The following is a 19747-nucleotide window of genomic DNA, read 5'->3' on the forward strand; positions in this document are numbered from 1 at the left end:
CTGTGATTTTATTTTAAAGTTCGGTGACCAGATAATTTTTGTATTGGTTTTTATCAAAATTAAACATCGTAGTGCTTAAAGCCTGATTTTCTTTATAGTCACTGATCGCAATAACTGATACTGAATTGTCTGCAGAAAACTGCTCCAGTTTTATCAGCTGCTTTTTCGCATCATTGACGAAAAGGTTTACTTCCTGAATACCGTTGTTTTTCACCGGGATCAGTTTTATTTTATCTGCTTTCACTCCGTTTACGGTTACTTTACCCAGATATTTTACATTATAGCCTTTTTTATACTCTTCAATATATGTCAGCGGAGAAAACATCTGTTCGTCGCCGTTTGGTTTTGCTACAGTAACTTCCTGATCTTCCGCAGAAATACTGTAAATTTTGTTTCCGTCAAAAATCTGCTCCGTTCCCATAATTTTCAGTTTGTATTTGTCTTTGGCGGAGTAGAAGATGCCGGGTTCGGTTTTGGTTACTTTTTTATTCGTCCCGGTTCCGTAAACGAATTTAAAATAGACATTGTTTTTAGATTTATAATTGCTGGAAACTGCATCTAACAAAGTTTTTGCTTTTGCATCGATTTTCTGTGCAGAAAAACTGGCCGCTGTTCCCAGTACCAAGATTCCAAGAGTAATTTTTTTCAATATATTTTTCATTCTTTCTTTATTTTTTGGATTAAAAATTTAACGCAATGTTAAACCGATGTTTAAAGTTTAAGTTTACTTGCGCAATTCTTCCAAAAACTGTTCCAAAGAATTTAGATCGCTGATCTGCACTTCTCTTGCTTTCGCTCCGTTAAAGCCCCCTACAATGCCGCTTGCCTCAAGCTGATCCATGATTCTTCCGGCCCGGTTATATCCGAGTTTCAGCTGTCTCTGAAGCATTGAAGTGGAACCCTGCTGCGTTGAAACGATGATTCTTGCTGCATCTTCAAACAGTGCGTCTTTTTCATTCGGATCAAAGGCACCTACAGTTGAAGTGGCTTCTTCACTTGAATATTCAGGAAGCATAAATGCACTTGCATACCCTTTCTGTTCACCGATAAATTCAGCAATTTTCTCTACTTCTGGCGTATCTACGAAAGCACATTGTAAACGCAGAATTTCATTTCCGTTGAAATAAAGCATATCACCTTTTCCAATAAGCTGGTCAGCGCCCGGAGAATCTAAAATCGTTCTTGAATCTACACTCGAAATTACGCGGAAAGCTGCTCTTGCAGGGAAATTAGCCTTGATCATTCCGGTGATTACATTTACGGAAGGTCTTTGCGTAGCCACAATTAAATGGATTCCTACCGCTCTTGCCAGCTGAGCAAGTCTTGCAATTGGAAGCTCCACTTCTTTACCCGCAGTCATGATTAAATCAGCGAATTCGTCCACCACCAAAACGATGTATGGAAGATAACGGTGTCCGTTTTCAGGATTCAGCTTCCTTTCACTGAATTTTTTGTTGTATTCTTTAATATTCTTACAGAAAGCGTTTTTAAGCAGATCGTAGCGCTGATCCATTTCGATACAGAGGGAATTCAGGGTATTGATTACTTTGTGGGTATCTGTGATAATCGCATCGTCACCATCTGGAAGTTTCGCCAGATAATGTCTTTCGATTTTTGAATACAGCGAAAGCTCCACTTTTTTAGGATCTACCATCACAAATTTCAGTTCGCTCGGATGTTTTTTATAAAGAAGCGAAGTAAGAATCGCATTGATACCGACAGATTTTCCCTGGCCGGTTGCTCCTGCCATCAGCAAGTGAGGCATTTTTGCCAAATCTGCCATGAAAATTTCGTTGGAAATCGTTTTTCCGAAAACCACCGGCAAATCCATATCGGTATTTTGGAATTTGTGGGACGCAATGACGCTCCTCATTGAAACCATCGACGGATTTTTCCTCGGTACTTCAATCCCAATGGTTCCTTTTCCAGGCATTGGTGCGATGATTCTGATGCCGAGTGCAGAAAGATTCAGGGCGATATCGTCCTGAAGTTTTTTAATAGAAGCCACACGGATTCCCGCTTCCGGTACAATTTCATATAAGGTAACGGTTGGTCCGACGGTCGCTTTGATTTCTGCAATTCCGACATTGAAGTTTTTCAGAAGACCAACGATTTTGTTTTTATTTTCCTCTAATTCTTCTCTGTTGATTGCGATTTCTTCGTTTCCGTAGTCTCTCAGCAGTTCTACAGTAGGCATCTGGAATTTTGCCAGCTCAAGTTTATGATCGTACAGACCGTGTCTGTCTACAAGTTCCTGAGATTTTTTATCGGATTCATCCAAGATATCCACCGTTTTAGCCACTTCGACTTTAAAATCGATATCATCTGTTGCGGGAATGGCTTCTGCAACAGGATTTAAACTCACGGAATTGCCGGAAGCTTCACTTACTGTGACATTCGGGGAAGAATGGTCGTCAAAAGAAGTTTTATTAGGAGTTTTTATGGTTTCAAAATGACTGCTGTCTTCCTCTTCAAAATCTTCATTTTCCTCAATATCTCCCGGAACATTTACGGGGCTCAAAAGTTGAGTAGGAGATTTTTCATTTCCGTCCTTCGTCATTTCCTCAAGCTCTTCATCCGCCTCAAAATTTTCTGAGCTTGGCATCATTGCTTTGACTCTTCCTAAAGTATTTTCGTTTAAATCGTTGAGCTTAGATTTTACATTGGAAGGATTCAAATTAAATTCAAGAATAAAATACAGCCCGATACTTACAAAAAGAACGAGCCAAAGACCTGCAGTTCCAATCACCGCATTCAGGAAATCCATAATCTGAAAACCGTAAACACCACTTAAAACGCCCTGACCTTTCGTCACAGCACCCATAAAAATGGGAAGCCAGCAGATAAAAAACAAAGAATGTCCAACGGTTTTCCAGGGTTTAAAATAATTCTTCTTCAGGATCACCATTCCGAAAACAAAATAAAGAAAGCCCACCGCAAAAGCTGCGATACCAATACTTTCAAAAATAAAAATATTGCCCAGCCAGTCGCCTATCTTGCCGAAAATATTGGATGATTTTACGGTTTTATCCAGCATGGTTCCCGCTTGGCTCTGATCTGCTTTCCAGTTCAGGAGGTAAGAAGCGAAAGAAAAGGTAAGAACGATCGAAATAATGACGAACAGAACGCCGAAAAAGATACGTGGTTTTGAAAGGATTTTATTTTGTTCAGCCGCGGCTGACGGGGTGTTTTTAGTATTTTTTTCCATAATATCAATGTGGGCAAATTTAATAATAAAAATTAAGAGTTTTTCTCGAATAAGCAATAAAATTTCACCATTTTATTTTTCTTTTCTTCTGCTTAAATTTTCAGGAATTATTTTCAAAAGATCAGTTGTAACAGCTTCTTAAACGCTTTTTAAAGCTTTGCTGAATTTTATATTAACATTACCTCCCGATTATTTTAAACATCTAAATTATGCGGAACAGTATTTGAACGTTTAAATAAATAATCACAAATTTTAAGATCATGAACAATAATAATTTGGAAAAACCTTTTGACGACGCCAACGTCGAAAGTAATAACAACCAATCAGATCAAATTTCTGAAAACAATAGCCGCGAGCAGGATAAGCCAAGGATTAAAGACGTGAGAAATCCGGTAATCACAGAAGAAAATTTTGTGAAAGATGCTGAAAATGCTGTTCCTCCCTTAGCCTGGAAAGACCAGAAAAAAGCCTACGATGATGCCTGGGAAAATAACAGGAATCAGCAGCTTGATGATATTTAACTAAAAAAAATCCACTGTGAAGTGGATTTTTCTGATTTAAAAAACATTCTTTTTTTCTAAACCTCAAATATTTTTACAGGTTTTTTGTCAAAACCGATAGCTACCAATGTAAAATCTCCTGCAACAGCTTTTTCTCTTTTATCTTCGTACATTTCTTCGGTAAAAACTTCGATATTAACTTTGAGGCTGGAGTTTCCCACATATTTAACTCTTCCAATCAGTTCCACTAGCGTATCTGCGGGAATAGGTTTTTTAAAATCGATCCGGTCGCAGCTCACTGTCACAAAAGATTTTCTTGCAAAACGGGTCGCTGTCATAAATGCAACTTCGTCCATCATTTCCATTACCGTTCCGCCAAACATGGTGTTGTGATGGTTGGTAATATTCGGAAAAACTACCTTAAATACACGGGTTTCAGAATTTTTAATTTTCTCTTCGTAATTCATTGTTATTATTTAATCATTAAAAAATAGAATTGAACAGAAAAAAACGGATGTACCGTCAATAGAATTTCTGCTTCAAATCGCGAAAGCATTTTAAATTTCAAAGCAGGGATCTGACTTACCGTTTGGTGCGGATTACAGTTGCGCGACAGTTCATGAGTTTCACATGATTCACCTGGCGGATTGAAATAATGCTGCGAATATAGATTTTTTTTTGGCTCTAATAATATTAAACAGCGTATTACAGTCAAAAAAACATGTTCTAATTTGAACGTTTCAGGGACTTACTGAATTATTTTGGCTGTGGAATCATTTTTGCGGTAATTCAGAATCAAAAATATTTATTATGATACCCGAAAAAAACACCCACGAACAGAATGAAAAACTGAAAGAAATGAATTATAATCCGGAAGAAGATATTTTCAATAAAGAAGATCATCTCCCGTTAGACGGTGATGGAAATCCTGTTTTAAATGAATCTCCAAAGAATCTGGACGAAGACCTGGACGTTCCGGGATCTGCTGATGATGATCAGATGGAGGAAATCGGTTCGGAGGACGAGGAAAACAATTATTACAGCCGAAGCGATAATTCGGACAATCATGAGGAAACCAACGACGATGTTTTATAATAAAACATTGAGCTTCCTTTTTGTCTGAGTGTCTTATTTAATATCTAATTCTCTTCTTTGTGGAAGAGAATTTTTTTTATGCCATTTTTCTTAGGATTATATTTTCCATTTTCAATATCTTTAAAACTTAAATCATAAACTTAGAACTTTGAATACTGACAAGACCTTTCAAGAGCAAATTCAACAGGGAATTCCTAATGACCTTCCCCAGCCAAAACCATACGAACCTCAAATAAATCATGCTCCGAAGAGAAAGGAAATCCTTTCCGACGACGAAAAAAAACTCGCTCTAAAAAATGCTTTGCGGTATTTCGAGCCAAAATTTCATGCCGAATTGCTGCCGGAATTCCGTGAAGAACTTGAAATCTACGGACGGATTTACATGTACCGTTTCCGTCCGGATTATGAAATTAAAGCACGCCCGATTTCCGATTATCCCGGAAAATCGGAGCAGGCAAAATCGATTATGCTGATGATTCAGAACAATCTGGATTATGCGGTTGCCCAACATCCCCATGAGCTCATTACTTACGGCGGTAACGGTGCGGTTTTTCAGAACTGGGCACAATATCTTCTGACGATGAAATATCTGTCGGAAATGACCGATGAACAGACTTTAACAATGTATTCCGGACATCCGATGGGGCTTTTTCCGTCCCACAAAGACGCGCCAAGAGTGGTGGTGACCAACGGAATGGTAATCCCCAATTATTCTAAACCCGATGACTGGGAAAAATTCAACGCGCTGGGTGTTTCGCAATACGGGCAAATGACCGCCGGAAGCTATATGTACATTGGGCCGCAGGGAATTGTTCACGGTACTACCATTACAGTTTTGAATGCTTTCAGGAAAATTAAAAAAGAACCGAAAGGGGGACTTTTCGTGACCTCCGGGTTGGGTGGAATGTCCGGAGCGCAGCCAAAAGCAGGGAATATTGCTGGCTGTATCACGGTTTGTGCGGAAGTAAATCCAAAAATTACGCGAATCCGTCATGAGCAGAAATGGATTGATGAAATCCATGAAAACATTGATCTTCTCGTTGAAAGAGTAAGATCTGCACAGGCAAATAGGGAGACGGTTTCTCTGGCTTATTTGGGAAATGTGGTTGAAGTATGGGAGAAATTTGATGAAGAAAATTTAAGAATAGATATTGGCTCCGATCAGACTTCACTTCATAATCCATGGGCTGGAGGTTATTATCCGGCAGGTATTCCGTTTGAAGAATCCAATAAAATGATGGCGGAAAATCCTGAACTGTTTAAAGAAAAAGTTCAGGAAAGCTTAAGAAGACATGCTGCAGCCATTAATAAACATACAGCAAAAGGAACCTATTTTTTCGATTACGGAAATGCATTTCTTCTGGAAGCAAGCCGTGCCGGAGCTGATATTATGGCAGAAAACGGCATTGATTTCCGATACCCAAGTTACGTGCAGGATATTATGGGACCGATGTGTTTTGATTACGGTTTCGGGCCTTTCCGTTGGGTTTGTACAAGCGGAAAACCTGAAGATTTGCAGAAAACCGATGAAATTGCAAGGGGAGTTTTAGAAGAATTAATGAAAAATTCACCTGTTGAAATTCAGCAGCAAATGGGCGATAATATTCAATGGATTAAAGGAGCACAGGAAAATAAACTGGTGGTTGGCTCTCAGGCAAGAATTCTTTATGCAGACGCCGAAGGAAGAATGAAAATCGCTGAAGCATTTAATAATGCCATCAAGAATGGAGAAATCGGTGAAATTGTTTTAGGCAGGGATCATCACGATGTTTCCGGAACCGATTCTCCTTACCGCGAAACATCCAATATCTATGACGGATCCAGATTTACAGCAGATATGGCTATACAAAATGTAATCGGCGACAGTTTCCGCGGTGCGACATGGGTTTCCATTCACAATGGCGGCGGCGTCGGTTGGGGCGAAGTAATTAATGGAGGTTTCGGGATGCTGCTCGATGGAAGTGAAGATGCAGACAGAAGATTAAAATCGATGCTTTTCTGGGACGTAAACAACGGAATTTCCCGACGAAGCTGGGCAAGAAACGAAGGTGCAGTTTTCGCGATTAAAAGAGCCATGGAAATAGAACCGAATCTGAAGGTGACCCTGCCGAATTTGGTAGATGACAGCCTTCTTTCATAAACAAAATTTATTCAATAGATAAAACACCCCAAAACCGGGGTGTTTTTTTTTGTATTAAAATTTCATCAATTATATTAATAGTATATTTCTATACCAAAATATTTTGTTTAGTATGAAAATTGTCTAATTTTACTTAAACAAAAAACATCCTATTATGAAAAATTTATTAAAAATGTCCGCTCTGGTATTGCTGTTCGGTTTTTTGATGACCGGATGCGACGACAACAGAAATGATATGGAAACCCCAAAGACGATTTACGAACTGGCAACAGCTGACTCCGATCTGTCGAATCTGAAAGCTGCCATCGATAAAGCTGGTCTTGCAGCTACGTTGAATGCCGGAGGTACTTTCACTGTATTTGCACCATCAAATGCAGCATTCGCGCAGTTTCTTACCGAAAACGGTTTTGCAAGTCTCAATGATGTTCCCGTTGCCGCTTTAAAAGAAATTCTTCTTAATCATGTGCTTTCAGCAAAAGTAATGGCCGCTGATGTTAAAACAGGTTATGTTTCCACACTGGCAAAGGGAAGTGCTTCTTCCACAAGAAATTTAAGCATGTACATCAACGCAGATTCCGGAGTGAAAATTAACGGAATTTCTACGGTAATTAAAACGGATATTAATGCCAGCAACGGTGTGATTCACAAAGTGGATAAGGTAATCGGTCTGCCAACCATAGTTACGCACGCTTTGGCAAATCCTAATTTCAGCACCTTGGTTACAGCGCTGACGAGAAGTGATATGCCTAATTTTGCAGGAATTTTAAGCGGTACTGCAAGTTCACCTTTCACGGTTTTCGCGCCAACTAATGCTGCTTTTGGTGCTTTACTAACAGAATTAAACCTTCCGAATCTTGCCGCGATTCCGAAAACAACACTTGAAAATACCCTTAAATATCACGTCGTTGCCGGTGCAAACGTAGCTTCCACAGACATTACAAATAATATGACAGTAACTACGTTCCAGGGTGGCACTTTTAAAATAACTACTGCCGGCGGAGTGAAAATCACAGATGCCAATAACCGTGTAGCAAACGTTATCGCTACAGATGTACAGTGCAGCAACGGAATTATCCACGCAATCGATAAAGTAATTTTACCATAGTTTTATTTTTTATAGTTAAATGTTTTGATAGGCGTCCCTGAAATAAGGGGCGCTTATTGTAAATTGCAGAAAATTTCCACTCAATGAAGTTAAAATTAGCTACTCTATTCATTTTCATTACATTATATATTTCAGCACAGGTTGGAAGCATTAACATCAACGTCTATGACGAATTTTCAAAAAAACCGGTTTCTGCTGAGGCTAAAATCGTCGGAAATCCTGAAAAAACTTATTCCGGAACTGGAAATATTCTTATTTCAGAGATCAGTTCCGGGACTTACACATTTGAAATCTCAGCAGAAGGGTATAATTCCGCTCTTCTGAACGATATTAATGTCGTACCTAACCAGAATCTAACTTTCTCTTTAGGTTTAACAAAAGCTGCCGCGGAAATTCAGGAAGTAACGATCACCAGAAAAGCGTATAAAACGACAGCCGAAAGTCCTTTGTCCCTGAGAAATATCACCAGTGAGGAAGTGCAGAAAAATGCAGGATCCAACCGTGATGTTTCCAAAGCGATTCTGAGTTTTCCCGGAGTTGGAAGTACCGCAACTTTCAGGAATGATCTTTTCATCCGTGGCGGAAGTTCGGCCGAAAATAAATTTTATATCGACGGAATCGAGGTTCCGGTCATTAATCACTTTCAGACTCAGGGCGCAAGTGGCGGTCCCCGCGGAATTATCACCGTAGATTTTATTAAAGATGTTGATTTCTACAGCGGAGCTTTTCCTGCAAAAAGAAATGGCGTTCTTTCTTCTCTTTTTGAATTTAATCTGAAACAGGCAAGGAAAGACAAACTCGGTTACAAGGCGGTGATCGGATTGGATGACATGCAGCTGATGGCGGACGGTCCGCTTTCAAAAGACCAGTCGTGGAGCGGTTTGTTCAGTGTCAGAAAATCCAATCTTCAGCTGCTTTTCAAAGCGATTGATCTGCCTTTTTTACCGAGCTACTATGATGCAACTTTTAAAGTTTCCAAAAAATTTACTTCCGGAGATGAATTTTATTTCTTAGGAATTGGTGCGATTGATCAGTTTAAATTTAATGATAATGCAAAACCTACTTTTTCAAACTTAACGTTAATAGAAAGACTTCCCAATTCTCCGCAGTGGAATTATACGGTAGGAGCGGGTTACCGACGTTTGGCAGAAAACGGAAACTGGCTTTTCACCTGGAGCCGGAATATGCTCGACAATCAGTCACTGAAATATTACCGCAATATCGAAACGCCTGCTAATCTGCTTTTCGATTATAAATCTCAGGAAAGCGAAAACAAGGTGCGCATTGACAGAAATTTTGCATTGGGTGATTATCAGTTCAGCGGCGGAACCAATATTAATTTCGCTAACTACTATAATAATTCCACCGTTAAAAATGTCACTCAAAATACGGTGAATTTTGATCAGTTTCTGTCAGATTTAAATGTTATTCAATACGGTTTCTATCTTCAGACAGCAAAAAAATTCATAGATGATAGGTTGCAGCTTTCTGCCGGAATCCGTCTTGATGCGAGCGATTATTCTGAAAAAACAGGGAATCCGCTGGAGCAGTTTTCTCCAAGATTTTCTTTGAGTTATAAACTGACCGATCAGTTGGCGCTGAATTTCAACACCGGAATTTTCTATCAGCTTCCGGCTTATACAGCGCTCGGATTTGTGGAAAACGGAAATTTAGTAAATAAAAATACACTTCAATATATTAAAAATTCCCATTTGGTGGGCGGTGTAGAGTATAACGGGAAAAATAATCTCCGTCTTACCGTTGAGGGTTATTACAAGAAATACAGGAATTACCCGTTCTCGCTTCGTAACCAAATTTCCCTTGCGAACATTGGCGGCGATTTTGGAGTGGTGGGAAGTGAACCTTTGGATTCACGAGGTTTTGGTGAAACTTATGGCATCGAATTTTTAGCCCAAAAACGTACTGTAAGTGATTTCTACGGAATTATGGCCTACACGTTCGGTCATTCGAAATTCTCGAATTCGGTCGGAAATCTTCTGCCCTCAAGTTGGGATTCAAGACATATTCTGACTTTAACCGCGGGAAAATATTTCAAGAAAAACTGGAATGTGGGTGCGAGATTCCGCATGCAGTCGGGACTTCCGGAAACGCCTTATGACCTGCAGCGAAGCGCTTTGGTGAATATCTGGAATATCGCAAACGGACCTGTTCAGAACTATAATTTACTCAACACGGCCAGAGGAAATCTTTCACACCAGCTGGATCTAAGAGCTGAAAAAAAATGGATTTTCAAAAAATGGCAGTTTACCGCATATATCGATCTGGTGAATGCTTACGGATCTAAAAGCCCAAGCAATTTGCCGGTTGTTAATCTGCAGCGCGACGGACAGAATAACGGTGTAATCGCCAATCCTAATGCACCGCAAAACGAACAGTATTACCTTCTGGAGACCGGGGAAAACGACCGTTCGACGCCGTTGCCGTATTTCGGATTTATATTTGAATTTTAATTACTTCAAAAACAAAAAGTTATCAACCACAAAGTCACAAAGATTTTGTGGTTTTTTTTTTACTCCGCACTTAGTCCTTTAAAATTTTTAGGTAGAGTTGATTCAGAAGAACTTTCAATATCCTTCATAATCCAGTCGAGCTGAAGGTCTTTTTTCTCCAAAACCTGCTGTGTGGTGAGAAGAATTTCTTTGTCTGGAAGCACGCCTTTTTTGGTACCGGTAAAATTAATATTAGGCTGAATCAGCATTAAACCGATTGGCAAATAAAGTTTGGAACTGGGCAATCTTTTGATGGAGTAGCGGCCTGCAACTGTTCCGTCGTTAGCCCCACCGGTTTCTTCACCCACAAGGAAAGCCCGTTTGTCATCTTTCAGTTTCGACGGCAGAATAGAAGCCGCAGAAAAACTGCTCCCGTTGATTAAGATGTAAATTTTTCCTTTAAAGCCGTTTTCCTTAGGTTTTTTTAGGCCGAAAATTCCGTTGTTTTTTAAATAAAACTTATCATTCACTTTTTTTACAGAAAGCGCAGATCCCACAAGATAAAACGGATAACCAACAATTGCAATCGGGTAAGTAAGTACTGAAAATTCAGAAAAATAATCTGCCTGAAATATCGATGAACGTGAGGTGATTTCAATGTCATTGATAAATTTAAACCGCTCAGAAACTAAATAGGAATACAGGTTATTGATTTCCGAAAGGGAACCGCCAAGATTATCGCGGATGTCTAAAATTAAATATTTTGCCGGTGAGTTTTTCAGCGCCGCAAAACTTTCTTTATAAAATTTTCTGGAATAGGTCCCGGAAAAAGTCTTGATTTTCATGTATGCCACGGTGCTGTCCTTCGTTGGAAACTGCAGATCACGGTTGAAACTTTTGGTTACAATATTATAATCTTTCGTTTTTCCTTTTTCACTTTTCGTTATTTTTTTAGTGGCTGCTTCTTCCTCTTTCTTTTCTTTTTTTGTGATTTTTTCCCGGTTCAGGTAAAATGTTTTTACTTCATTCTGGAATTTTGCTTCTATTTTCACGCTGTCGAGAATACCGAATTCAGCGGTGAAATAAGAAGGCCATCTTCTTGCGAGGATATATTTTTGAAAAGTCTGGTTTTCGCCGTCGCTGTTGACGTATGGTTTATATTTTTGCAGAAGCTCTTTCACCGGAATATCCTTAATGGTAAGTATTTCTGTCCCCACATTCATATTGGGAATTTTGTCGGGATTGTCTTTTACAAAAATCCGGTCGCCATCCAGCACGAAATTGTATCGGCTGAGCAAGCCTTTCTGGTTTTTAAGATTTTTGATTTCTTTCCGTGTCAGACGTTTTTCCAAAGGCACAATGCGCAAATGTCCTTCTTTGATATCTGCGATAACCGGAGCCAGTTTCTGATAAAATTCATTTGGTTTTAAAGGTTTGGTAATGGTCGTTTTTAAGCTGTCAAATTTATAATTCAAACGGTCTTTAGAAATATACCAATAGAGATTCGGGTGAAGTTCCTGAAGTTTTTTGTTCGCAAAATCCACATCCTGACGGAGTTTTTCAGGAGCGATAGAAATTTCGTGTTTTTCGTTATATTTTTTTACGGAAACACACGAAGTGAGTATCACAAGGAGAAAAAGGAGGGCAGGAGTCTTCAATTCAGATAATTTTGATAAAAATAAATATTTTAAATGAGATTTAAACTTAAATCATTTCACAAAAAAAACTCTGCAAATATTGCAGAGTCTGTTTAAATTATTCAGAATTTTTTATCCTAAAACCGTTACGGAATTTTGAAGCATTTCATAAATGGCATCTTTTCCATTTTCTGGTTTTACATTGACAGCGCGGGTTCCGTTGAAATGTAAACAGGTCACATATCCAAGCTGAGCAGCATCTAGGCAGGTAAATTTTACGCAGTAATCTAATGCTAAACCTACAATTTCAAGCAGTTTAATGTCATGGTATTTTAAAAAGTCATCAAGACCGGTTTTTACAAAATGGTTATTGTCCTGAAAACCACTGTAACTGTCAACATCTGTATTTTTTCCTTTCTGAACGATGTGCGTTACTTTATCCCGGTTCAGGTCTTTAGGAAATTCAGCTCCAAAAGTTCCCTGCACACAATGATCCGGCCACATAAACTGAGGAACTCCGTTTAAAATAATGGTTTCGCCGACCTTTTTTCCGTTGTTGGAGGCAAAGCTTTTATGGTTGGCAGGATGCCAGTCCTGGGTGAGCACGATCTGGTCATATTCATTTTCTTTCATCAGGAGGTTGATGTAAGGAATAACCTCATTGGCTCCGGGAACGGCAAGTGCACCGCCTTCGCAAAAATCGTTTTGTACATCAACTATAATCAGGGCTTTTTTCATATTTTCACTTCTAATTTTATAATAACTTTAAGAAATCAATCAAACGGGAGTTTGATATTATGTTGTAAATTTACGAAACTGAAACGCAAAATTTCAGCCAAAACTATTAATCAGCCAAATCGTCAAAACCGTAAAATATAATGGACAACTTAGAATATAAAAAGTATCCGATCGGGAAATTTCAGTATCCTGAAAAAATTTCAGATGTGGAGTTGGACGGTCATATCGAAGTCGTGAAAGATTTCCCCGGAAAGTTAAAATGTTTAGTGGAAAAGTGGAGCGATGATATGCTTGATACCCAATACCGGGAAGGAGGATGGACGGTTCGGCAACTGATTAACCATCTCTCAGACAGCCATATGCAAAGCGTTGGAAGGTTTAAAATGGCCTTAACAGAAGATAATCCCACCATAAAACCTTACGATGAAACAAAATGGGCCGAGCTGCAGGACAGCAGAAGTGAGCCGATAAAAGCAGCGCTGCTCATCCTGGAAGGTCTGCACTGCAGATGGATTCATTTGCTGAAAACAATGACCAATAAAGAGTTTGACAGAACCTATTTCCATCCGGACTATAACAAAAAAATCAATCTCAGAGAAAACCTGGCCTTTTACGCGTGGCATTGTGATCATCATTATGCGCATATCGAAAACCTGAAAAAGGAAAAGGGTTGGTAAAAAGAAAGTCGCTTTTAAATCCGGATGATCTGGATGAAATTAAAGAAAGAATTTTAAGCATTAATGAAGGTTCTGAAAGAAAGTGGGGGAAAATGACCGCTGCCCAGATGCTGCGCCACTGCGACCGTATTTTACAGGTGGGTTGCGGAAAAATAATTCTTCCCAAAACCCCTTTTTTTGTGAAAAAAGCTGGAGTAATAGCAAAAATAGAAATGAAAATCTTCAATAACGGGATTCCCCGGAATATGCCGACTTTCAAAGAATTGGTCATTAATGAAAACTGTAATTTAGAAAAAGCCAGGTATGAGCTTCTGTCCTCGTTAGATGAGTTTGTAGAGAATTGTGAGAAAAATAACGTAGTTTTGGACCATGTACTTTTTGGTCAGATGACAAAATATGACTGGGGTTTCCTGCAGTATAAGCATCTTGATCATCACTTAAAACAATTTGGATTATGAGTTTTTTTAATAAATTTTTTGGCGGAAGTGAAGAAGAGAAATCTTCATCCACATTCTGGAATTATATTGAATCTGAAGAAGATTTGAACAAAGCAATCGAAGAATCGTCAGAGAAAAGAGTGGCTATTTTTAAACATTCTACGAGATGTTTTATCAGTAAGACGGTTTTGAAAAATTTTGAAAGAGAAGTACAGAGTTCAGATAAAAATGTGTCCTATTATTTTCTGGATTTGCTTGCATACCGGCATATTTCCAACAAAATTGCCGATGATTTCGGGGTGCAGCATCAAAGCCCGCAGCTGATTGTTCTCGAAAACGGAATTGCGGTAAATAATGCTTCCCATCAAGGCATTTCAGTATCTTTGACCTAATATTTGTATTTATTTTAATGGAAAATATTGAAACTTATTTATCGGAAATTTTAGAAATTCCGAAAGAAGCGGTTACCAAATGCAGCAGTTTTTATGAGACCAGGAAAGTCGCAAAAAACGAATTTCTTTTGCAGGAAGGAGAAGTATGTAACGGAACTTACTTTGTAGAAAAAGGTTTGCTGAGAATGTATTCGATTGACAAGAACGGGAAAGAACACATTATACAGTTCGCACCGGAAAAATGGCTGATGTCGGACAGAAGTTCCCTTTATTTCAATGAGAAATCGAAATACTATATTGAAGCGGTAGAAGAATCTGAAATATTGCTTCTTAAAAGTGATTTCTTCACGAACATTAATATGGAATTTCCCAACACTGCTGAAAATAATGATTTGCTTCTTCAGAAACACATTAGAAATCTACAGAACCGCGTAAATTCCCTATTGGCGGAAACGGCCGAGGAAAGATATATGAATTTTATCAAAATGTACCCCGATATTCTGTTTCGTGTTCCGCAGTGGATGGTGGCCTCTTATCTCGGTATTACACCGGAAAGTTTAAGCAGGGTTCGGAAAGAACTGGCGAGAAAAAATTTTCAGACATCTTGATAATAAAAAATATTTCATTTTTTTTGTTTTCTGTATTGCAACCATTGTACAATCATTGAAATTGCAACGAATATTTGAAACAGATATAAACAAATAGTGGCAAAATCGAATTCAAAGCTCGGTTCTCCATCTATTATAAAAACCATTATAATAATCATTGCTATGGACGGGAAAAAAATGGTAAAAAACAGAAAAGGATAATTTTTTTTATTCCAATAAAAAAAAGGAATACGGCCTCCCATAAAATGTCCAGGATTCAAACTGTTTTGATGCCAATCATCAAAGTCTTTTTGAAAATTGTCGTCAACTTCCACTTCATTTTCATCTAATTTCAAATCTTCAATGATTTGTAATATTTTGTTCCTTTCAAATTCATCTGAGGAGATGCTTAAATTTTCCAAGTCGATAGCATGCAAAATATTATGTTCTTTTAAAATTGAATGAACAAATTCTAGGTTAGAGACGAATTTAAAATTTTTAATAACTTTCATAAATTATAAATAAAAAAAGCAGGCTTTTTAAAAACCTGCTCTAATTTATAAATATTTTCTTAAAAAATTATTTCCCTAAATAAGATTTCAAAATCTTACTTCTGGTATTGTGTTTCAGTCTTTTGATGGCTTTTTCCTTAATCTGACGGACTCTTTCTCTCGTCAGGTCAAAAGTTTCACCGATCTCTTCCAAAGTCATCGGATGCTTGCCGTTCAGTCCGAAATATAAACGAACCAAATCCGCTTCTCTTGGAGTTAAAGTCTGCAATGCTCTTTCAATTTCAATCTGAAGAGATTCCAGCATCAGATCCTTATCCGGACTTGGTGATTCACCGGAACGCAAAACGTCATACAAGTTAGAATCCTCACCTTCTACAAGCGGCGCATCCATCGACAGGTGTCTTCCGGAGTTTTTCATTGATTCTTTAATATCGTCTTCGCTCATGTCCAAAACTTCAGCCAACTCTTCCGGGGAAGGCGGTCTTTCGTTTTCCTGCTCAAGGTGTGCGTAAGCTTTGTTGATTTTATTGATTGAACCAATTTTGTTAAGCGGCAATCTTACAATTCTCGACTGTTCTGCCAAAGCCTGTAAAATCGACTGACGGATCCACCAAACGGCGTAGGAAATGAATTTAAAACCTCTGGTTTCATCATATCTTTTCGCAGCTTTCATCAGACCTAAGTTACCTTCGTTAATCAAATCGGGTAAAGAAAGTCCCTGGTTTTGGTATTGTTTCGAAACTGAAACCACGAAACGCAAGTTCGCTTTGATGAGTTTTTCCAGGGCAACCCTGTCTCCTGCACGAATTTTCTGTGCTAAATCTACTTCTTCATCGGCGGTAATCAAATCCACTTTTCCGATCTCCTGTAGATACTTGTCAAGCGATGCAGTTTCTCTGTTGGTAACCTGCTTTGTAATCTTTAATTGTCTCATTATAAAATTCTGTCCACTTTAGGACTGCATTATATTATACGACAGCGAAATGCAAAAGGTTACAAAAAGAACAAAATAAAACGATAACTTTAGTTTTGGGCGACATTTTCCGTCTTCCGCTCCTGCTTTTTTACAGAATTTCCCCCTGCTTTTCCAGCACCTGAAAATTCTGTAAAAAGAGCTCCGCTCAAGCCGGGTCGCGGGTTTCGCGGTTTCGAAGACGGTTGTTTAAGGAAAATTCTTGGATACAAAGACAAAATTTTCTTTAATTTACAAATCAAGATTCTATCGCGCGCGCTTCGTACGCATTGCTTTTACCTTAGTTACCGATTCATCCTGCACGAAATTTTCATATTCTTCACTTTCGATCGGAAAAAGAGCAACTTTACCTTCCGCATTGTGATGAACCCCGAAACCGTATCTTTTCGTTAAGGCCGAAGATCTGAAACACGCCTGACCTTTAGAGAAAAATTCCTTTCTTGCCTCTTTTCTTTCACCTTCAGCAATATCGTTTTTCTGAGCATAACATTCAAACATCACATCGTCTGAAGTATATTGATAAGGATTCTGAGAAACCATTTCAAACTGAATATCCGCTAAAGTTCTGTTTCTTTTTACCGGCGGAATTTCGCTTTTCAACACCGGTGAATCTTCTGCAGTTTCTATAAAGGTATCTTTGTAATTCGTTGTATGAATTTTCATATTTAAAAGTTTTAAATTGGGTGTAAATGTATAAAAAACCTTAACGATTTAAAATTTGCCTGTCGTAAAATTTATGGTAACGGATGTATTTTAATTATTTAAAAATCAAAAAGATAAAGACAAAAAAAACTCATTCTGATGATTTCAGAATGAGTTTGAATAAATTAATTTAAGAGCGTCAATTATTTAATAATTAATTTATTAGATGTTTTTTTACCTTCCGACTGATGCACCAGAATATAAACTCCCGATTTAGCTTTTACAGATACTGTATTTTTACCTTTTGCCACAATCCCGGAGTAAATAACTCTTCCCGACATATCCGAAATCACAATATTCCCGGATTTTTCTGAGTCAAAAACGAAAGTTCCGTTGCTAGGGTTAGGGTAGATGCTGCTTTTGGAAAGTGCAGCATCGCTGGCTGACAATGGTAAAGCACACATATACGGTGCATAAGTTACGGTTCCTAAAGTTGCATTGTCCACGCTGTGTGAAATTACAGCCTCTACCATCGCATCGTCTGAAAGTTCACCTTCTCTCCAGCAGTTATTGGTTGCGCTGATCGGATTCGCTGTGTTATTATACAGTGCGTAAAGCTGTCCTCCGTTTCCATTATTAAAGAAGATATTTTCTCCCGTACTTCCTAATGTGCCACCGCCAAGGTCAGCACGTGCAGTACCGATTATCGTAATTCCCCAGAGGCTGCCTCTGATCTTATTTCTTTCCACTTTAATCGCCATTACCTGACTTCCGCTTCCTGAAAGCGAAATTCCGCTTCCGCCACTTGCCGGAACAGGTTCCGTATTATTGTCTGTAAGCGTATTATTTGAGATCGATCCGGAGGAATTATTTCCGGTCACTGTGATTCCGTATCTATTATCTTTGATGATGTTGTCTTCAATCTGTGGATGATTTTCAACTCCCAATAATGTTGAAACGGACACTCCGCCCACTTTGGTTAAAGTTCTGTCACCGATAATTGTATTGTTTATTATTTTGGTAATTCCAGTTCCGCTTGGTCCCATGTTAACCTGCGGACGGTTGGAGTTTCCTTTCGTATTGCCATAAAGATAATTCCCTGTAAACTCCAGAGCCACTCCCTGATTTGCACCTGATGCAACTGCAGGCAAGTCGTTTTCAATGAACTGTGAGTTTTTTACAACAGGGTTACCGGTAGAAAAATTAAGTGCCGCTCCTGTAACCAACCCGGATTTAAAATATCTTACAATAGAATTGTCCATTAGGAAATTTCCGGTTAAAGCCTGTATGCCGCCGCCATATTCAAATGTCGTGTTTCTGATGGTTACAGTAGATGTTGATTCGAGTCTGATTCCTTTAAAAATAACAGCAGGATCAGTCGCTGTAATTAACACATTTCCAGCATTGGTATCATAAATCCCAGCGATTGTAAGCTGCTTGCCGCCGTCTATTTTCAGCGTTGCATCTTCATTCATTAAAAGCGTGTCGCCATTGCTGATGGTAATATCAGCCTTCATCTGATAACTTGTTCCGTTATTTACCAATACTGTGGGTGCCGCAACTGAGAGCGATGCAAGATTATACGTAACACCAGTCCCCGGACTTACAAATTGTGAAAAAACGAGTGTTGAGGACAAGGATAGAAAAAGAAAAGAAAGTTTTTTCATTATAAATTAATTTTTTTCAAATATAAGGTTTATTACGTGCGGAATAAGAGATTTGAATGTTAAAAAATCAGTTTTAAATCTTTATTTTTGACTAAAATTGCTGTATTATGAAGTTTTCACCTATTATCATCGGAACTATGCGCTGGGGAATTTGGGGTGCCAATCATTCTGCGAAAGGAGTTCAGAATCTCATTGAAACTTCTTTTGAAGAAGGTTTAACAACTTTTGATCATGCTGATATCTATGGAAATTACACCACAGAAAAACTATTCGGTGATGCTTTTTCAGAAATGAAAATTGACAGGGCAAAAGTGCAGTTTATTTCTAAATGCGGCATCGAAATGCCTTGTGAGAACAGAAATTTCAAAATTAAATCCTACAATTATTCCAAAGAACATATCTCGAATTCTGTAGATAAAAGTTTAGAAAATCTGAAAACAGATTATCTTGATCTTTTGCTGCTTCACCGTCCTTCACCGTTTATGAATCCTGAAGAAATCGGGGAGACCTTTAATCTATTGAGAGATCAGAAAAAAGTCAGGCATTTTGGGGTTTCGAATTTTTCGCCTTCCCAGTTTGATCTTATCAATGATGCATTTCCTTTGGTGACCAATCAGGTGGAAATTTCGGTCAGTCAAACGGGCGCTTTTTATGACGGGACGCTTGATCAGATGATGCTGAAAAAACTGCAGCCAATGGCCTGGTCTGTCATGGGAAATTATTTTACTGAGAAATCTGAACAGAATACAAGAATCAAATCAGTTTTAGAGGAAATCTGCTCAAAATATGATGCAGAAGAAAACCAAATTCTTTTAGCGTTCATTTTGAAGCATCCATCCAAAATACTCCCTGTTATCGGGACTTCACGAAGAGATGTGATTAAAAAATTCAAACAGAGTTTATCGATAAATTTGGATCGGGAAGATTGGTTTAAACTGCTTGAAGCAGCAGAAGGAGAGGAAGTTAGATGAAAATAATAAGAAAAAA

General features: G+C 38.4%; 19 protein-coding genes. 10 read left to right on the forward strand and 9 right to left on the reverse strand.

Annotated elements, in window-relative coordinates:
• Nucleotides 1–13: 13 nt before the first annotated feature.
• Together lolA1 and KSK37_RS02700 are read right to left on the reverse strand one after the other, a co-directional pair.
• On the reverse strand, nt 14–661 hold the full coding sequence (gene lolA1, locus KSK37_RS02695) for an outer membrane lipoprotein periplasmic chaperone LolA1 (protein WP_088358013.1): 648 nt from the start codon (nt 659–661) through the stop codon (nt 14–16).
• 63 nt (nt 662–724) lie between these two features.
• A complete protein-coding gene (locus tag KSK37_RS02700; RefSeq protein ID WP_217199284.1) occupies nt 725–3208 on the reverse strand; it encodes an FtsK/SpoIIIE family DNA translocase in 2484 nt (827 codons plus the stop codon).
• Nucleotides 3209–3468: 260 nt separating this feature from the next.
• On the opposite strand from KSK37_RS02700, the gene KSK37_RS02705 reads away from it, so the two are divergent.
• Nucleotides 3469–3729, forward strand: coding sequence for a hypothetical protein (locus KSK37_RS02705; RefSeq protein ID WP_217199286.1), 261 nt, complete (start codon nt 3469–3471; stop codon nt 3727–3729).
• Nucleotides 3730–3785: 56 nt separating this feature from the next.
• On the opposite strand, the gene KSK37_RS02710 is transcribed toward KSK37_RS02705, so the two are convergent.
• Nucleotides 3786–4175 (reverse strand): acyl-CoA thioesterase, encoded by a 390-nt coding sequence (locus KSK37_RS02710; protein ID WP_217199288.1) that lies wholly within the window; start codon nt 4173–4175, stop codon nt 3786–3788.
• A 343-nt stretch (nt 4176–4518) separates the two neighbouring features.
• Between KSK37_RS02710 and KSK37_RS02715 the strand changes: the two genes are divergently transcribed.
• From KSK37_RS02715 to KSK37_RS02730, 4 genes are all read left to right on the forward strand, one after another.
• A complete protein-coding gene (locus KSK37_RS02715) occupies nt 4519–4803 on the forward strand; it encodes a hypothetical protein (RefSeq protein WP_088358009.1) in 285 nt (94 codons plus the stop codon).
• A gap of 148 nt (nt 4804–4951) precedes the next feature.
• Complete coding sequence (locus KSK37_RS02720) at nt 4952–6943, forward strand: urocanate hydratase (protein WP_217199290.1); 1992 nt, start codon at nt 4952–4954, stop codon at nt 6941–6943.
• Nucleotides 6944–7097: 154 nt separating this feature from the next.
• Nucleotides 7098–8048 carry a fasciclin domain-containing protein gene (locus tag KSK37_RS02725; RefSeq protein WP_217199291.1) on the forward strand — a complete coding sequence of 317 codons (951 nt, stop codon included), beginning with the start codon at nt 7098–7100 and terminating at the stop codon, nt 8046–8048.
• An 83-nt stretch (nt 8049–8131) separates the two neighbouring features.
• The gene (locus KSK37_RS02730) at nt 8132–10519 is read left to right on the forward strand and encodes a TonB-dependent receptor (RefSeq protein WP_217199294.1); all 2388 of its coding nucleotides are present in this window, start codon (nt 8132–8134) and stop codon (nt 10517–10519) included.
• A gap of 59 nt (nt 10520–10578) precedes the next feature.
• On the opposite strand, the gene KSK37_RS02735 is transcribed toward KSK37_RS02730, so the two are convergent.
• Both KSK37_RS02735 and pncA read right to left on the reverse strand, forming a co-directional pair.
• A complete protein-coding gene (locus KSK37_RS02735; protein ID WP_217199296.1) occupies nt 10579–12156 on the reverse strand; it encodes a S41 family peptidase in 1578 nt (525 codons plus the stop codon).
• Nucleotides 12157–12267: 111 nt separating this feature from the next.
• Nucleotides 12268–12873 (reverse strand): bifunctional nicotinamidase/pyrazinamidase, encoded by a 606-nt coding sequence (pncA, locus tag KSK37_RS02740; RefSeq protein WP_217199298.1) that lies wholly within the window; start codon nt 12871–12873, stop codon nt 12268–12270.
• Between the two features lie 140 nt (nt 12874–13013).
• On the opposite strand from pncA, the gene KSK37_RS02745 reads away from it, so the two are divergent.
• From KSK37_RS02745 to KSK37_RS02760, 4 genes are read left to right on the forward strand one after another with little or no spacing between them, the layout of a single operon-like run.
• The gene (locus KSK37_RS02745) at nt 13014–13550 is read left to right on the forward strand and encodes a YfiT family bacillithiol transferase (protein WP_217199300.1); all 537 of its coding nucleotides are present in this window, start codon (nt 13014–13016) and stop codon (nt 13548–13550) included.
• Nucleotides 13544–14008: a DUF1569 domain-containing protein gene (locus KSK37_RS02750; protein WP_217199302.1), complete on the forward strand. Its 465-nt coding sequence runs from the start codon at nt 13544–13546 to the stop codon at nt 14006–14008. Before KSK37_RS02745 ends, KSK37_RS02750 begins: the two co-directional genes overlap by 7 nt.
• On the forward strand, nt 14005–14379 hold the full coding sequence (ytxJ, locus tag KSK37_RS02755) for a bacillithiol system redox-active protein YtxJ (protein WP_217199303.1): 375 nt from the start codon (nt 14005–14007) through the stop codon (nt 14377–14379). Before KSK37_RS02750 ends, ytxJ begins: the two co-directional genes overlap by 4 nt.
• A gap of 17 nt (nt 14380–14396) precedes the next feature.
• The gene (locus KSK37_RS02760; RefSeq protein WP_217199304.1) at nt 14397–14987 is read left to right on the forward strand and encodes a Crp/Fnr family transcriptional regulator; all 591 of its coding nucleotides are present in this window, start codon (nt 14397–14399) and stop codon (nt 14985–14987) included.
• Between the two features lie 14 nt (nt 14988–15001).
• On the opposite strand, the gene KSK37_RS02765 is transcribed toward KSK37_RS02760, so the two are convergent.
• From KSK37_RS02765 to KSK37_RS02780, 4 genes are all read right to left on the reverse strand, one after another.
• The gene (locus tag KSK37_RS02765) at nt 15002–15478 is read right to left on the reverse strand and encodes a hypothetical protein (protein WP_217199305.1); all 477 of its coding nucleotides are present in this window, start codon (nt 15476–15478) and stop codon (nt 15002–15004) included.
• A gap of 67 nt (nt 15479–15545) precedes the next feature.
• Entirely contained in the window at nt 15546–16412 is an 867-nt protein-coding gene (locus KSK37_RS02770) for a sigma-70 family RNA polymerase sigma factor (protein WP_039354162.1), read from the reverse strand.
• Between the two features lie 285 nt (nt 16413–16697).
• A complete protein-coding gene (locus tag KSK37_RS02775) occupies nt 16698–17114 on the reverse strand; it encodes a DUF6157 family protein (protein ID WP_088357998.1) in 417 nt (138 codons plus the stop codon).
• A gap of 182 nt (nt 17115–17296) precedes the next feature.
• On the reverse strand, nt 17297–18760 hold the full coding sequence (locus KSK37_RS02780) for a T9SS type A sorting domain-containing protein (RefSeq protein ID WP_217199306.1): 1464 nt from the start codon (nt 18758–18760) through the stop codon (nt 17297–17299).
• Nucleotides 18761–18867: 107 nt separating this feature from the next.
• Between KSK37_RS02780 and KSK37_RS02785 the strand changes: the two genes are divergently transcribed.
• Complete coding sequence (locus KSK37_RS02785) at nt 18868–19731, forward strand: aldo/keto reductase (RefSeq protein ID WP_217199307.1); 864 nt, start codon at nt 18868–18870, stop codon at nt 19729–19731.
• Nucleotides 19732–19747: the final 16 nt, after the last annotated feature.

This window comes from Kaistella soli (genome assembly GCF_019038595.1).
GTDB classification, from domain to species: Bacteria; Bacteroidota; Bacteroidia; order Flavobacteriales; family Weeksellaceae; genus Kaistella; species Kaistella soli.

Coding starts and splice junctions, on each gene's coding strand:
- lolA1 (WP_088358013.1), bottom strand. CDS start 661: ATGAAAAATATATTGAAAAAAATTACTCTTGGAATCTTGGTACTGGGA.
- KSK37_RS02700 (WP_217199284.1), bottom strand. CDS start 3,208: ATGGAAAAAAATACTAAAAACACCCCGTCAGCCGCGGCTGAACAAAAT.
- KSK37_RS02705 (WP_217199286.1), top strand. CDS start 3,469: ATGAACAATAATAATTTGGAAAAACCTTTTGACGACGCCAACGTCGAA.
- KSK37_RS02710 (WP_217199288.1), bottom strand. CDS start 4,175: ATGAATTACGAAGAGAAAATTAAAAATTCTGAAACCCGTGTATTTAAG.
- KSK37_RS02715 (WP_088358009.1), top strand. CDS start 4,519: ATGATACCCGAAAAAAACACCCACGAACAGAATGAAAAACTGAAAGAA.
- KSK37_RS02725 (WP_217199291.1), top strand. CDS start 7,098: ATGAAAAATTTATTAAAAATGTCCGCTCTGGTATTGCTGTTCGGTTTT.
- KSK37_RS02730 (WP_217199294.1), top strand. CDS start 8,132: ATGAAGTTAAAATTAGCTACTCTATTCATTTTCATTACATTATATATT.
- pncA (WP_217199298.1), bottom strand. CDS start 12,873: ATGAAAAAAGCCCTGATTATAGTTGATGTACAAAACGATTTTTGCGAA.
- KSK37_RS02745 (WP_217199300.1), top strand. CDS start 13,014: ATGGACAACTTAGAATATAAAAAGTATCCGATCGGGAAATTTCAGTAT.
- ytxJ (WP_217199303.1), top strand. CDS start 14,005: ATGAGTTTTTTTAATAAATTTTTTGGCGGAAGTGAAGAAGAGAAATCT.
- KSK37_RS02760 (WP_217199304.1), top strand. CDS start 14,397: ATGGAAAATATTGAAACTTATTTATCGGAAATTTTAGAAATTCCGAAA.
- KSK37_RS02765 (WP_217199305.1), bottom strand. CDS start 15,478: ATGAAAGTTATTAAAAATTTTAAATTCGTCTCTAACCTAGAATTTGTT.
- KSK37_RS02770 (WP_039354162.1), bottom strand. CDS start 16,412: ATGAGACAATTAAAGATTACAAAGCAGGTTACCAACAGAGAAACTGCA.
- KSK37_RS02775 (WP_088357998.1), bottom strand. CDS start 17,114: ATGAAAATTCATACAACGAATTACAAAGATACCTTTATAGAAACTGCA.
- KSK37_RS02780 (WP_217199306.1), bottom strand. CDS start 18,760: ATGAAAAAACTTTCTTTTCTTTTTCTATCCTTGTCCTCAACACTCGTT.
- KSK37_RS02785 (WP_217199307.1), top strand. CDS start 18,868: ATGAAGTTTTCACCTATTATCATCGGAACTATGCGCTGGGGAATTTGG.